This window comes from Sphingobium sp. JAI105 (genome assembly GCF_015752145.1).
GTDB classification, from domain to species: Bacteria; Pseudomonadota; Alphaproteobacteria; order Sphingomonadales; family Sphingomonadaceae; genus Sphingobium; species Sphingobium xenophagum.
The window spans coordinates 1206493-1220433 of the sequence record NZ_JADOUC010000002.1 but is presented as its reverse complement, the minus strand read 5'-3'; the positions used below and the strand labels follow the sequence as shown (position 1 = coordinate 1220433).

Below are 13941 nucleotides of genomic sequence, written 5' to 3'. Positions count from 1 at the left end.
GGGAAAAGGTCATGCAGGAAGATACTGGACGGAAAAATCCCAAATATCCGCTCTCCATGCGCATTTTGCATTGGCTCCGAGCGGTCATCATTCTGGGTCTGATCTGGTCGGGCTGGTATATGACCAGCTTGCCGGACAGCACTCCGATAGCGAAATTCGAATTTTTCTATCCCAATCATAAGCAATTCGGCGTCCTGGCCTGGCTGCTGGCGGTGCTCCACCTTCTTATTCGCTGGCAGAAGCGGCGGGTGTTGCCGCAAACCCCGGACGGCCTGACCGGCTGGGAACGAACCTTATCCCATGCGGTCCACCGTTTGATCATGACATTGACACTGCTGATCCCGATTTTTGGCTATTCAATGTCGTCCAGCTTTACGCAGAGCGATGGCGTCCCCTTCTTTTTCTTCGGTCATTTGCCTGAACTACTGCCAAAGAATGATGAGGCCTTTGCGTTATTTCAGGCGCTTCACGAATATGGCGCCTATCTGCTTCTGGCATTGATCGTTCTGCACGTTGCAGGTGCGGCAAAGCACCGCCTGCAAGACAAGGGCGGTGAAACCGACGTCCTGTCGCGCATGTTGTGAGACCATTTTCTTTCATTTCCTTGGAGTTCTGTCGCAATGACTGACCCGGCACTGCATTTGTTGCGCCCTGAATATCTTGATCAAGGCGGGCTGAAGGTCACAAATCCGGCAGACGGGCGCGAAGTCACGACCATCCGCCGCTATAATCGCGCGGAATTGGTCGAGATCGTCGAGCGCGCTGACGCAGCACGGCATGAATGGGGCGCTCGCACGGCAAAGGAGCGTAGCGATGTGTTGCGCGCCTGGTATGATCTGATGTGCGAGCATGCCGAGGCGCTGGCGATGCTGATGACGCTGGAGAGCGGCAAGCCCCTTGATGAAGCGCGCGGCGAAGTGAAATATGGCGCGGCTTTCATTGAATGGTTTTCCGAAGAAGCACGCCGCGCCTATGGCAAGGTAATCCCGACCCATGCGTCGGGGAAGAGGATCGTCACGCTGCGTCAGCCAGTCGGCACCTGTGCTGCGATCACGCCATGGAATTTCCCGCTGGCAATGATAACGCGCAAGGCTGGACCGGCGCTCGCGGCGGGATGCTCCATTGTCGTGAAACCGGCTGAACTGACGCCGCTTTCGGCGCTTGCGCTAGAAAATCTGGCGCATCAGGCCGGCGTGCCGCATGACCTGTTCCGGGTCGCCCCGGCAGTGCGTTCTTCGGAGGCTGGTGACGTGTTCTGCACCCACCCCCTTGTCCGCAAGATCAGCTTTACCGGATCGACGCAGGTCGGGAAGCTCATCATGGCCCAGGCGGCCGGGCAGGTTAAGCGCCTTAGAGCCTGATTCAAAATTATCGGGCGTGATTTGATGGCCTTGCGATGCGGCGTGCGAAGAGCTGGATCGAGGCGATGAAGAGCCATGCGGTAGCCGATGCGATGGTCTGTTCAAAGTCCTTGGCGAGGCGGCGATTGCGGTTCAGCCAGGCGAGGGTTCGCTCGACGACCCAGCGTCGCGGGAGAATGACAAACCCCTTTGCGGCATCCGACCGTTTGACGATCTCGATGGTCCATTTGCCGATCCGGCGCAGCGCGTCCCTGAGTTTGTCACCGGCATAGCCACCATCGGCGAAGACATGGCGCAGCCACGGGAAGCGCCTGATGATCTCGGCCAGCACCAGCGGAGCGCCGTCACGGTCTTGGATGTCGGCGGTGTGGACTACGGCATGGACGAGATTGCCGTCGGTATCCGTCAGGATATGGCGCTTGCGCCCCTTTGTCTTCTTGCCCGCGTCATAACCCCGTGGCCCGCCGCTTTCCGTGGTTTTGACGCTCTGGCTGTCGATCACGCCGGCGCTGGGCGAGCCCTGGCGGCCTGCAGCTTCGCGCCCGATCAGCAGCAGGGTATGGTTTAACGACAACCACAGCCTGCTGTCCCGCCACAGATAGAACCAACGCCGCACCGTCGAGACCGGCGGAAAACACGGCGGAAGCATCCGCCACGGGAGGCCGCCACGCAACAGATACAGGATCGCCTCGACAATCCGCCTGAGCGGCCACTTGCGCGGACGCCCTACATGCGAGGGCGGCGGAAAGAACGGCTCGAGCAGCGCCCATTCGGCATCGGTCAAATCGCTTGGCAAAGCCAAGTCCGCACGGGCATACTGCGCCCGAGTGGTGTCGGTCCACATCGTTGATTTCCTTTGGTTTGTCGCAAAACCGCTGAATCAACGACAGGGCACGCCGTCAAGCTAACCCGCTGATACCACTCAACTTAATTTCGGATCAGGCTCTTAGTCTGGAGTTGGGCGGGAACGCGCCTTTCATCATATTCGATGATGCCGATATTGACCGGGCGGTCGAGGGCGCCATGGCCTCACGCTTTCGCAATGCCGGGCAGACCTGCGTCTGCGCCAACAGGTTTCTCGTTCAGGCAGGCGTTCATGACGCTTTTGTCGAACGCCTGACCGCGCGTGTCGAGGCTTTGCATGTAGGCGACGGAATCAATAACCCTTCGGGCATGGGTCCGTTGATCAGTGACAAGGATGCCAGTCGCGTCGCTGACCTGGTCAAGCAGGCGGAAATCCAGGGCGCGTCCAAGGCTGGAACAGCCCCGGACGTTCCTGAGCAGGGCGCATTCCATCCGCCTGTCGTTCTGACCGGCGTCACCACGGACATGGCGATCGCGCATGAAGAGATATTTGGGCCGGTAGCGCCCGTGATCCGCTTCACGCACGAAAGCGAAGCCATGCAGATCGCCAATGACACGCCCTTTGGCCTGGCGGCCTATGTCTATACCGCCGATTTCGCCCGGCAGTGGCGTTTTATGGAGGGGCTGGAATATGGCATGGTTGGGGTCAATGACGGTCTGATTTCGACCGAGGTTGCGCCTTTTGGCGGCGTGAAGGAATCCGGCTTTGGTCGGGAGGGATCGAGCCATGGCCTGTCGGAATATATGAACATCAAATATTGCCTTATCGGCGGGCTATAGGCTCGGACTGGCTCGGAGAGCAGTTATGGACGAAGATCGGCTGGCCAAAGGGCTGAGCATTCGCAGCGAGGTTCTGGGCGCGGACTATGTCGCCCGTTCCATGGCGCAGGCAGATGATTTCAGCCGGCCGATGCAGGAGCTTTCGAGCAGCTATTGCTGGGGTGAGATATGGGCCCGCGATGGTTTGTCGCGGCGGGACCGCAGCCTGCTGAATATCGGCATGATAAGTGCGCTGAACAGGCCGCACGAGTTGAAGCTGCACGTCAAGGCGGCTCTGCGCAACGGTTTGACCCGCGAGGAAATTCGCGAAGCCTTGTTGCAGGTCGCGGTATATTGCGGAATTCCCGCCGGGATCGATTCTACCCGCATCGCTCAGGACGCGTTTGCTGAATATGACGCGGAGCTGTCGGAATAAGCAGCGTTTCGTTCGGCTGCCTACGTCGCACAGGAACGTCATCAGGGCCGCAAAGGAGCGTGGTTGAGTACTCGCCCTGGCGACGGCAGTTGCGCTGTTCAGCATCGGATTTGCCGATCCGCAAATCCGATGCAACCGTTTCCGCAGCAAGCCAAAAGCCATGTATCGGCTGTCAGGGCGCCGTTTTCGTAAAGTCAGCGGGAGAGGCTATTGGCTCAAGTCCTTCAGCATCACCTGGGAGCAAATATCCTGCCGACACGGATCGGCGTTTGGCGTCCTCGAACCGACGGGCATAGTTGCGATAATTGCCATAAAGAGCGCGTAGTCGCGCAGCGGAATAGGGAAGCTTGGTGTCATAGACGACGCCACAGCCGGTTTCATAGTCGGTCCAATATTCGGCGCTTGGCACCATGATCCAGGGCGGGCGTACGCCTCCCACTATATTGCCGGTTTTGGCGTCTCGCCGCACGCCCGCGCCGTCGCGCGCGACCCGGTCCGCACGAGGCATCGGCTCCCCCAATCGCACCCACCGGTCAAGCGCGTCCAGCAACGCCGAGAATGGCAGTTCGGATGGTTCGTCGTAAATCTGCTGGCACCGCGGATCGTTCGGCTTTCCGCGCTCGTACGGCATGGGCTCCACTTCGCCGGTCCCCAGATCGGCCTTGCGCAGATGTGGGGTGCCCATCACCTCATAATAGCGCAATTTGGGTTGGTCTGTGTCAGGCGGCAGGACTATCTGTTCGATCGCATCATGCACCGTTTCGGACTGACTGAAAATGGTGACGAAGGGCGCGTCTGTCGGCATGTGGCGCGGCAGGCGGATGCTGTCTCCCGCCACCTCGCCATAGGCGAGCTTGCCCGTCATATAGGCGTCGATCAAGGGACGTCCGTCCGGCATGCGCCATTGCTGGTGTCGACCCTGATCGAGATAGTCCAACCAGATCTGGGCATTGACCGCCCAGGTGTTGACATAGACCCGATCGACCTTGCGTCCTGCCAAAGGACCGTTCGGCAGGTTCGATTTAAGCAGCATCGCCAGTTCAGCGCTGATGCCCTGCGCTTGGGGGATGAACGGGTCTGGCTTTCCACCGCGCAGGAACTTGCCTGCATCGAAGTAGCTGCCAAGCGGTGCATAGCGCGGATAGTCGAAGCGGCGCATGAAATCGAAATTGACGATGTCGCCATATTGCCGGGCGTCCGCGCTCTGTCCGGTTTCATCGAGCGGAAATTTCGGGTCATTGGGCGGCGTGATGATCGACAGGGTATAGCCGACGAACGCATATCCTTTTCGGGTGAGGTAATCGCGGGTCAATATCCAGCCCGCAGCCCGCTCCCCAAACCAGCTGAACGGTTCGATAATGACCGTGCCGTTGAACCGCGCGGGATCTTTGGGCTGGCGTATCAGAAACCGGGTGACGTAGGGAGCGGTCGTGACGGTCTGACCCGTTGCTGTAATCGCGGGCGCTACGCCCGCGAGATAATATTCCGCCTCTTCATAGCCGACCTTTTCGAGATCGACATATTCGGTTCCCGGCCGCGCCGCGGAAGAAAGCGGCAGCTTTCCGCTGGGCGGGACCGGAGTGACGGTTGGCATCGGCAGCACTTCAGCGTCGGCGCCGCTCGCGACCAGCAAGGCGATGGCAAGGGCCAGCGCTGTTCCGCAGGCGGGAGAGCGCCACCGTCGCTTTGTGTCGGGCAATGACGACGCTTTGCTCATAATGGCCATCTCAGAAGTCGGTTCTGAATTGGACGCCAAGCTGGCGCGGGCGGCTGACCGCACCACGCGGCAGGCGCTGCGCACTGCCATCGGCCAGGATTTCCGACCGCTCGATGCCCGAACTGTACAGGTCGCCGAGGTTGAGGCGCTTGTCGAGCAGGTTCTTGCCATAAAGCGTGATCTGGGAGGTGCCAAACTTCACGCCGATCGAGGCGTTGACGAAGTTGAGTGGCTTGCGGTCGAGGAAGCCGCCAGCGCTGTTTGCGACTTTCAGCCCCCCTGTATAGCTATAGTCAGCGCTGATGAGCAGCGACGCGTTGTCGCTGATTGGATGATCGTAATTGCCCGAAATCGATCCGGTCCATCTGGGCGTCTGGACGAGCCGGGTATCAGGCGCCTGCGCGAGGAGGCCGGGGTCAAGCAAGCGGCCATCGGTGTAGCCAAGGCCGAGTTGGAGCATCAAGGGCACGCCGGCGATGGGCCTGCCACTCACTTCCAGTTCGCCGCCGCGAATGCGTGCCTTGCCGGCATTGGCGGTGAAACTGAACGTACATGTGGGCAGGATCACCTGCTGCTGGATGTTGGACCAATCGATCTGGAACGCGGCGGCCGCGACATTCAGCCGCCCTCCGGCGATCCGGCTCTTCGCGCCGACTTCATAGCTCCATAGCGTGTCGGACTTGAAATCCTGCGTATCATCCTGTGTACGCCCGATCGCCGCGAGGTCCGACTGGCAGAAATCCGGCAGCCGACCTTGTGATCCACCCAGACGAAAACCCTTCGACGCCGATGCGTAGACCGTGCCCTCCCGCGGCAGCTTGTAAGAAACGACGAACTTTGGAACGATACCGCTCTGGCGGCTGCGGCGCGCCGGTGCCAGGTCGCCGCCCGGCGAATTGAAGATGCCTTCGCTCAGCACGGCGTCGGCCTTCTGCTTGATCCAATATTGGCGCAGCCCGCCGGTCAGTGTCAGTTTGGGTAGAATTTCATAATATAGCTCGCCAAAAATCGCGCTATTGTCTTCATGCGTCGGGAAAGTCTGGCGCGTGATGAAGGGCGGATCGAACCCCGCATCCTCGAATTCCGGAACCGGCAGGGCCGGCTGTGCAAAGCTGTTGAAACGGTGCTGATAGAAAAGGCCGACGATGCCGGACAAGCCGGGCAGCAGGGTGCCTTCGTCGAACGAAAGCCTGACCTCTTGCGTGAAGCGCCGGTCCTTGGAAATGTTGATGGTCGGCAATGGTGGATCCCCGATATCCACACCAAGCACATCCCTGATATAGCCGTTATTGCCTTCGGTCGTGTCTTCCAATTCCTTCGTCCGACGCGCAAAATAGCTGCTGGAAGAGACGATCGAATATCCTTCGCCCGAATATTTGAGGACAAGCGATCCTAGCCCCCAACGATCTTTGGAATATTCCTGCACGTCGCGATCGCGATCAATCGTGTAGGTCACGGGGCGATAACCGGGGAGGGGGAGATAGGCGGCGGGGAAACCATGCAGATTATATATCTGCCCGATGCCGCTGATCGTCGCCTCCAGCTCATCCGTCAGCTTCGCCCGCAAGGATGCGGAGGCCGAGTAGGTGTCGCCGCGCCCCTGACCGGGCACCGAAACAAGGGCCCCAGACGCACCGGGGAAACGGCGCGTGATGAAACCGGACTCGCGCGTGTAGCCGCCAGCGATGTCCAGTCCCACCCGGTCGGGTACGACAACCAGGTTGGCCAGGGCATTGCCGTCGAAATCGAAGCCGCCATTCTTGGTGCCGCCGCCCTGAATTTGGGCGGTGTAGCTGTTTTCGGTGAAGGTCGGCTGGCGCGTGATGAAGCGCAGATTGCCGCCCATCGAACTGGCGCCGAAGAGCGTGCCCTGCGGTCCTTTAAGGACTTCGATGCGATCAAGGTCCAGGGTCTGCGGGCTGATCGAGGCCGGGACGGGGGTATCGTTGATATAATAGGCTGTCGTGTTGGCTCCGGCGACGCCGCGGATGGTCGTCTGCCTGCCGCCGACAAAGCCGACCGACGAAAAATCGCCGCCCTGGCCGTACTGGAACGTGACGTTGGACAGTTTCGTCGCATAATCAGCGAAGGTTTGGATATTCTGCTTTTTGAAAAAGTCCGAAGAATAGGCCGTGATCGAGGCTGGCACGTCCGTCAGCGACTCTTCCTTTCGCCGTGCGGTAACGACGATCGCGTTGCTGTCGTCATCGTTGTTGCGGGCTTGTGCTGGTGAGGGCCGATCAACGGCAGAGCCTTGAGATGCCTGCGCCAGAGCAGCGGCGCCGTTGAGTTCTGCTACCAGGACCAGCGTCAGGATCGATACGCTCGCGCTCATGCTCAAAAGGCGCCGGTGGCGTTCGGAAACGAATGTGTCGAAAGGCCTCATACAGTTTTACTCCCTGTCTCATTGGCGGCTACGTCATGCGTGCCGCCTTTTTTTGCCCTAGCCCGGCGCGAAAATCGCAGTCCCGAGAGGGTGTTGGAAAATGGGTATTTGGGGCTGTTGCTCATCCCATCGCGTCTCAGAGGCTATGGGGGCAACGCCTGTGGGGTAAGTAACGTACCGTATCGCGGCGTAACGATCGCATGTTAATGCAAGGACAGGCCGGATTCGCGGGCGTCACAGCTTTGGCTGCGACCTCGGCGGATAGCCGTAACGGTCGCAGCCATGGGCGCGGGTAACGTTATTATTTCGGGTCGGCTTCTGCCTCGTGCCGCCGTCCGACGCGCACCAGATCCCTGATCTGCCGGCCGGCGACGACAAAGGGTTCGCCATAAAAGCCCTTGAGGGTGTTATGCGGGTTCTGGTCGCCGAATTCTTCTTCATTGACGCCCCATCGCCAGGTTTCACCCTTCTTGGGCAGATAGAGCGTGCCGAACATCCAGTCCCACAATGTCAGGACCACGGCGTTGTTCTTGTCGCGATGCTGAAGTTCGATGCTATGGTGCAGATTGTGCATCACGGGCGCCAGCACGATCCGATCCAGCCAGCCATATGATACCGGCACATGGACGTGGGACAGAAAGTCGATCACGAAGAACAATATATAGGCCATAATGCCGACGCAGGCCACGGTTCCAGGGTGCAGGGCCGTGCCCGTGGCATAAAGGGCCACGCCCGTCACCAGGCCGCCAAACACCGCCGGGACAGCATTGACGATGAAGAATTCGATCGGATGCTGGCGATAGAGCGTCCAGGGGGTCAGGGTTTCGGCCGTGTGGTGCGGCTTATGCAGGGTCCACAGGAAGGGGTTGGTGTGACACCAGTAATGGACCCAATACCCCATAAAGTCGGTGGCCAGGAAAAAGACCAGAAATTGCACGGCGACGATTGCCCAGGCCGCATGCAGCAGCGGGGCGGTGGCACCAAATTCGGCGCTGAGCAAGTTGGCGACGTTGGTCGCGATCGCCAGGCCATTCAGTGCGAACAGGCCGACGAGCGGGAAGCCGATGACGAAAAGGATGATCGCATTCCAGCGATCGACCCGTGCCGAGGCATGGCTGTGCAGGTCGCGCGGGAAGGCGGCGTTAAGCAACATTTTGAACGATATGGGGCCGTTCGGACGTTCCGACAGAATGAAGATGATCGCAACCACCGCCGCGAACAGAGGCAGACCCCACATCCACATCGCCATGATTTCGATGGTCGGTTCGTAAAAGGCGCGAATGCCGGACCACAGGTTAGAATTGTCCATGATGACCTCCTGTCGACAGGCATGCGCAGATCGCTAGGACAGAGCGGCCTGGAGGCGGACGATGTCGGCCAGCCGATCGGTGCGAGACGATTCCATGATCGACGACGACCGACGGGGGGCGGGCGGTGTTGAAGCATGTAATCATATTGTCTCTCCTATTCGCGTCCGCTCGTTAAGGAGCGTGTTCAGCCATTGCTTGCGCATGCCCAGCAGCGATGCGGGAGCGCGAATGCTGGCGTCGCCACGACGGTGGCTGCTCGCCAGGATGCAATTCGTATCGCCCTGCTTCGCGGCGCAAGCTTGGTTGGCCATGGGGGAAAGCATCGCGCGCCTTGGCTGCGACCAAAAGTAACGAACAGTATTGTGCAGGACGTAACGTACCGTATCAAAGGCTGCGACGCTTTGGACGACGGCGGATTACGCCGGTAAGGTGACGGCCCGAAGGGCCGCGAAAATCCGTGCGTGAGGCGCGGCGGTGCCGCGTTCTAAATGTGCCGCAATAGTCGGTACGTGCCGGTGAGTGCCTCAGGTTGCTGTTGCAAATATGAGATAATCATTGACATTATCGCGAATTCGCTGCCAATGAATGAACGATGATGAACGGTTGCCTGATCGAGATGCGATAGCTTCGCGAGCGGCGCCGCGTGGGTCAAATTCACATTCATAATATCCACAGCCATAGGTGTATTCGGGCCCGCAAAGGGCGCACGCGCAAGGATTTTTGAGGAGATGAGCACAGTGAATATGTCGATATCGCCCGTAGAAGATGTTGCCGCTGAACCGCAGCGGGAAGGCGGGTTGCGGGTCATGCTGTCCGATGGAGTCGTTCGGGACGTTGCCGCGTCGCCCGGCCATTCGGTCATGGAACTGATCCGCGATGCGGGCATTGCCGAACTGCCTGCCTATTGTGGCGGCGTCTGCTCCTGCGCGACGTGTCACGTCTATGTCAGCGCGGAGTGGTTGAGCCTCTTGCCGCCCATGAGTGACGATGAGGACGCGTTGCTCGACAGCATCGCCAACCGGGCGTCGCAATCGCGCCTTTCCTGCCAGATCCCGTTTTCCGCACAGTTGCACGGCATGGAAGTTACCGTAGCGGTCGAGGAGTAATGAACCGGAGCAGGCGTCGCTGTCCGATTGCGGCCGCGTTGGCGCCTGCGTCCGCAACATACGGCGGCATGTGTGACCTAGGGTGTTTACTTACGGACAGAGGGGGCGCAGATATGTTAAGATTGTTGCTTGGAGCACAGCGCTGAAAATTCAACCTGGTCCGTCATTCCGTCCCACGTTCACGATCCCATGCCATGTCGTCAGATGCCATGTCGTCAGATGCCATGTCGTCAGATGACAGTGCACGGGAACGGTTGAGAGCATTCGCCGAAACGGTCCGAACGAGTGGAAGTCTGGGGAAATCGGTACAGATAAATCGATTGTTCGACTTCCTCGTCGAATCCTCTCTAGCAGCTAGAACGCCCAAAGAGATCGAGATTGCGCAGGAGGTATTCGGGCTTTCGCCAAGCGATCATCTCGGCCAGGACGCCACCGTCAGGATGAGCATCCACCGGCTGCGCAAGAAGCTGGAAAACCTGCCCCCCAACAGGGAAGGCGAACATCTCGTGCTTCCACGAGGGGAATATCGCCTCCAACTCAGGTCCGACGTCGATGTCGATGCTGCGGGACTGGCCGCGGAGGCTTTTTTCGGCAAGACCGACGACGCAGGAACACCCCGGCGTCAAACCCGCTACAATATGCTGGTGCGGCCTGTCCTAGCGATCTGCGTCCTTGGGATCATTGTTCTCGCGGTGCTGATGGCCTGGTTCTGGCCTTTGAGCCTGACCAGAGATGCTCGGCTGGCGTCCGCGTTCTGGAAGCCCCTGACACATTCGGCGATCCCGACCGCCCTGATCGTGGGCGATCGTTATGCGTTCGGGGAAGTCGAAAACGGCCGGGTCGTTCGGCAGGTGGTTGATCCGCTCGTCACCAGCAGCGAAGATCTCGACCGCTACCTGCTCAACCACAAGCGCGATGGTGCCCAGGTGGTCGATCTCAACCAGTTTGACCTGCCAGCGGCGATGGCCCCCGCGCTGGTGTCCATCATGCCGGTCCTGAACCGGGCCACCGGCGATGCCAAGGCCAGGGCGATCACATCGTCGCGCTTCACCACAGACATGCTCAAGACGCATAATATCGTCTATATCGGTCTGTTGAGCGACCTGCGCGACCTCAGGGAGCCGATATTCGATCGATCAGGCTTTGCTTTGATGCCGACCGGAAACGCGATCGTCGATCGCCGGAGTGGCCGGCGGTTCGAAGCCAATTGGGCCGACCCGTCCAAGGAGCGCATGTTGCGTCGCGACTATGCCTATGTCGCCAGCTTTCCAGGACCATTTGGCAACCGCATTCTGGTGATCGCCGGAATGAACGATCCGGGTCTTGTGGAGGTAGCACAGATTGTATCCCGTCAAGCCGATCTGGCCATATTGACGGGAAAAGCCAGTGAAAAGTCCGCGTTCGAAGCGCTTTACGAAATCCGGACTTTCGGACCATCCGGCGTGGCAAATCGACTGATTATCGTGAGACCGACGCAAGCAGGGCGTCAATGGGACGCCACCTTGCAACGATGATGGACTTGATCGGGCTCCGGCGGCTTTCGACGCAGCGATGATTGCGATGCCGGCGACGCGGTAGCAACCGCTTCGCTGATCCATGATCGGTCCTTTCCATTGCCTTGGTAACCAAATGGCGCGCCAATCGTTGCACGGTTGGACTCGTGCGCGTTGGCAACTAGAGGAAACACATGAATCAAGACCAAGACGGGCAAAACGACGCTGGCTTTGACGTCGAAAGCGCAGGGCAGAGCCAGGGCATTCCGGCAGGCGACACGCTACAGGATGACGGCAAGGATACCACTGGTCGCAAGGCTCGGCAGCATTGGCGCGAAAGTGTTATCACCCGGCCCGGACTCGATGATCGTGGCGACGTTTTTTTCGCGGCGATCGAGATGACCCGCATGCCGATGATCCTGACGGACCCCGCGCAGCAGGACAATCCGATCGTGTTCGCGAACAAGGCGTTCCTTGATCTGACCGGCTATGAAGAGAGCGAGATCCTTGGGCGGAACTGTCGTTTTCTTCAGGGTGCGCAGACCGATCGTGCCGCGGTTGACGAACTGCGCGATGCGATCGCCCAGCGTGAGTCGATCGCTGTCGAGATACTGAACTACAAGCGGGACGGGACACCGTTCTGGAACGCGGTGTTCATTGGCCCGGTTTACGACACGTCGGGCAACCTCCTCTATTTCTTCGCCAGCCAGTTGGACGTGACGCGCCGCAAGGAAAGCGAGCAGGCGTATCAGCAGTCGCAGAAGATGGAATCGATCGGCCAACTGACTGCCGGGCTTGCGCACGACTTCAACAATCTTCTGCAAGTGGTGACAGGCAATCTGGAACTATTGTCGGGTCGCGTCGCGGATGAAAAAGCACAGGCTTATCTGGCGCGCGCGCAGGGCGCTGCCGAGCGTGGCGCCAAGCTGACCGGGCAATTGCTGGCATTTGCACGCAAGACGCGGCTGGACCCGCGCGCGATCGATGTGAATGCCTGCATTGTCGGGTTTGCCGACATGCTTGAAAGTTCGCTGGGCCGCTCGGTCGAGCTTCATCTGAGCCTGCGCCACGGGCTGCCCAAGGCGGTGCTGGATGCCGAACAGTTTGAGATGGCCATCCTCAACATAGCGCTCAACGCGCGCGACGCGATGCCAGGCGGCGGGCTGTTGACGATCTGCACCTTGAAGCTGCATCTGAACGGCGATGCAGAGGCGCGACAGCTGAAATCCGGCGATTATGTCGTCATTGAGCTGCGCGACGAGGGGGAGGGCATGCCGGAGCATGTCGCCGCGCGCGCCGCCGAACCCTTTTTCACGACCAAGCCGACCGGCAAGGGCACCGGCCTGGGGCTCGCCATGGCTTCCGGTTTCGTCCAGCAATCGCGTGGCCGGCTGGAGATTGACAGTGCGCCGGGGAAGGGCACGACGATCCGCATGCTGTTTCCGGTGGCTGGTGCGGACGCGCTGCCCTCGGTTCACACGGCGGGGCATCCTGTTGGCGAAAGCGCCAAGGTGGACGGCGCGCACATCCTGCTGGTGGAGGACAGCCCCGACGTGCTCGCCCTTGCCCAGGAGCATCTGGTCGAGGCAGGATACCGCGTGACGGCGGTGGAAAATGGCGACCTTGCTTTGGCGGAATGGGAGCGGATCCGCGGGACCGATCCCATCGACCTGCTGTTTACCGACCTGGTCATGCCCGGCACGCTCAATGGCATCGCGCTGGCCGAAGCGATCACTGCGCAGGATCGCGATATGCCGGTTCTCATGACGACGGGCTATAATGAGGAACTGGTTGCAGAAGGACCGTTGCGGCGCGGGCTGGATGTGCTTGGCAAGCCGTGGCGCAAGGCCGAGCTGCTGGATCGGGTGGCACAGGCGCTGGCAAAGCGCGCCGCCGGTCAAGCGCGTCGCATTCCGTCCGAGTTCGGCGCTGCCGAAGAATAGTCCGGTCCCTCGCGTTCACCCCATCAGGTGACGCGCCAGACCCATAGCCGGATCGAGTCGGGGTAACGCGCGCCAGAGCAGATGAAGATGCTGCTGTTGAGCCATTCATAAGGGCCAACGGGTGCGATGAATTCGGGGACGGTGCGGAAATAATAAGCCGACGGATCGACAGGCTCCCCGCCTGCCAGACGCGCCATGACATCGGCAGGCCCATGCCGCAGTCCCCTGTTGCGGATCTGGATGACCGCGCCATCATCGGTTTCGATCGCATAGGTCGCGTCTGCGACCGTGACGCCATCCGGCCGCAGAAGCTGCCAGTCGCTTCCTCCGCCCAGGATATGGCCGCGAATGCCTGGTCCCTCGACTGTGCCCGACAGGATGGGTATGATCCGCCGCATGCCATCCGGCGTCTGGCCAATCTGTATCGGATCGGCCAGTTGCGCGCTGGCAGCATAAAGGAATTCAAGGCCGGGCCGGATGGCATCGACGGTTATATTGTCAGGCGACATGGTCATCGGCTCCATCTACGGGCGATCCGGTTACGAGAATCCAGTTTGGCATATACC

12 protein-coding genes are annotated in these 13941 nt (G+C 60.0%); 7 read left to right on the top strand and 5 right to left on the bottom strand.

The window, feature by feature from the left end; translation table 11 throughout:
- Window positions 1-11 precede the first annotated feature (11 nt).
- Entirely contained in the window at window positions 12-584 is a 573-nt protein-coding gene (locus IWY39_RS22945) for a cytochrome b (RefSeq protein ID WP_107126346.1), read from the top strand.
- Between the two features lie 36 nt (window positions 585-620).
- Window positions 621-1361, top strand: coding sequence for an aldehyde dehydrogenase family protein (locus tag IWY39_RS22940; protein WP_231377817.1), 741 nt, complete (start codon window positions 621-623; stop codon window positions 1359-1361).
- 7 nt (window positions 1362-1368) lie between these two features.
- Here IWY39_RS22940 and IWY39_RS22935 read toward each other — a convergent pair whose 3' ends face one another.
- Entirely contained in the window at window positions 1369-2205 is an 837-nt protein-coding gene (locus IWY39_RS22935) for an IS5 family transposase (protein WP_107125139.1), read from the bottom strand.
- A 35-nt stretch (window positions 2206-2240) separates the two neighbouring features.
- Between IWY39_RS22935 and IWY39_RS22930 the strand changes: the two genes are divergently transcribed.
- On the top strand, window positions 2241-3005 hold the full coding sequence (locus tag IWY39_RS22930; protein WP_331274494.1) for an aldehyde dehydrogenase family protein: 765 nt from the start codon (window positions 2241-2243) through the stop codon (window positions 3003-3005).
- A gap of 25 nt (window positions 3006-3030) precedes the next feature.
- The gene (locus tag IWY39_RS22925; RefSeq protein WP_107126344.1) at window positions 3031-3420 is read left to right on the top strand and encodes a carboxymuconolactone decarboxylase family protein; all 390 of its coding nucleotides are present in this window, start codon (window positions 3031-3033) and stop codon (window positions 3418-3420) included.
- A gap of 172 nt (window positions 3421-3592) precedes the next feature.
- Here IWY39_RS22925 and IWY39_RS22920 read toward each other — a convergent pair whose 3' ends face one another.
- The 3 genes from IWY39_RS22920 to IWY39_RS22910 form a co-directional block, all read right to left on the bottom strand.
- Window positions 3593-5137 carry an alpha/beta hydrolase domain-containing protein gene (locus IWY39_RS22920; protein ID WP_231377815.1) on the bottom strand — a complete coding sequence of 515 codons (1545 nt, stop codon included), beginning with the start codon at window positions 5135-5137 and terminating at the stop codon, window positions 3593-3595.
- A gap of 10 nt (window positions 5138-5147) precedes the next feature.
- A complete protein-coding gene (locus IWY39_RS22915) occupies window positions 5148-7472 on the bottom strand; it encodes a TonB-dependent receptor (protein WP_231377814.1) in 2325 nt (774 codons plus the stop codon).
- A gap of 352 nt (window positions 7473-7824) precedes the next feature.
- Complete coding sequence (locus tag IWY39_RS22910) at window positions 7825-8832, bottom strand: sterol desaturase family protein (RefSeq protein ID WP_229380803.1); 1008 nt, start codon at window positions 8830-8832, stop codon at window positions 7825-7827.
- An 807-nt stretch (window positions 8833-9639) separates the two neighbouring features.
- On the opposite strand from IWY39_RS22910, the gene IWY39_RS22905 reads away from it, so the two are divergent.
- The 3 genes from IWY39_RS22905 (at window position 9640) to IWY39_RS22895 (ending at window position 13375) form a co-directional block, all read left to right on the top strand.
- Window positions 9640-9939, top strand: a complete 300-nt coding sequence (locus tag IWY39_RS22905; RefSeq protein ID WP_107126358.1) for a 2Fe-2S iron-sulfur cluster-binding protein — start codon at window positions 9640-9642, stop codon at window positions 9937-9939.
- Window positions 9940-10259: 320 nt separating this feature from the next.
- Complete coding sequence (locus IWY39_RS22900; protein ID WP_107126341.1) at window positions 10260-11453, top strand: hypothetical protein; 1194 nt, start codon at window positions 10260-10262, stop codon at window positions 11451-11453.
- Window positions 11454-11626: 173 nt separating this feature from the next.
- Window positions 11627-13375 carry a PAS domain-containing protein gene (locus tag IWY39_RS22895; protein ID WP_107126340.1) on the top strand — a complete coding sequence of 583 codons (1749 nt, stop codon included), beginning with the start codon at window positions 11627-11629 and terminating at the stop codon, window positions 13373-13375.
- Between the two features lie 23 nt (window positions 13376-13398).
- On the opposite strand, the gene IWY39_RS22890 is transcribed toward IWY39_RS22895, so the two are convergent.
- Window positions 13399-13890 carry a DUF3237 domain-containing protein gene (locus IWY39_RS22890; protein ID WP_229380802.1) on the bottom strand — a complete coding sequence of 164 codons (492 nt, stop codon included), beginning with the start codon at window positions 13888-13890 and terminating at the stop codon, window positions 13399-13401.
- Window positions 13891-13941 lie beyond the last annotated feature (51 nt).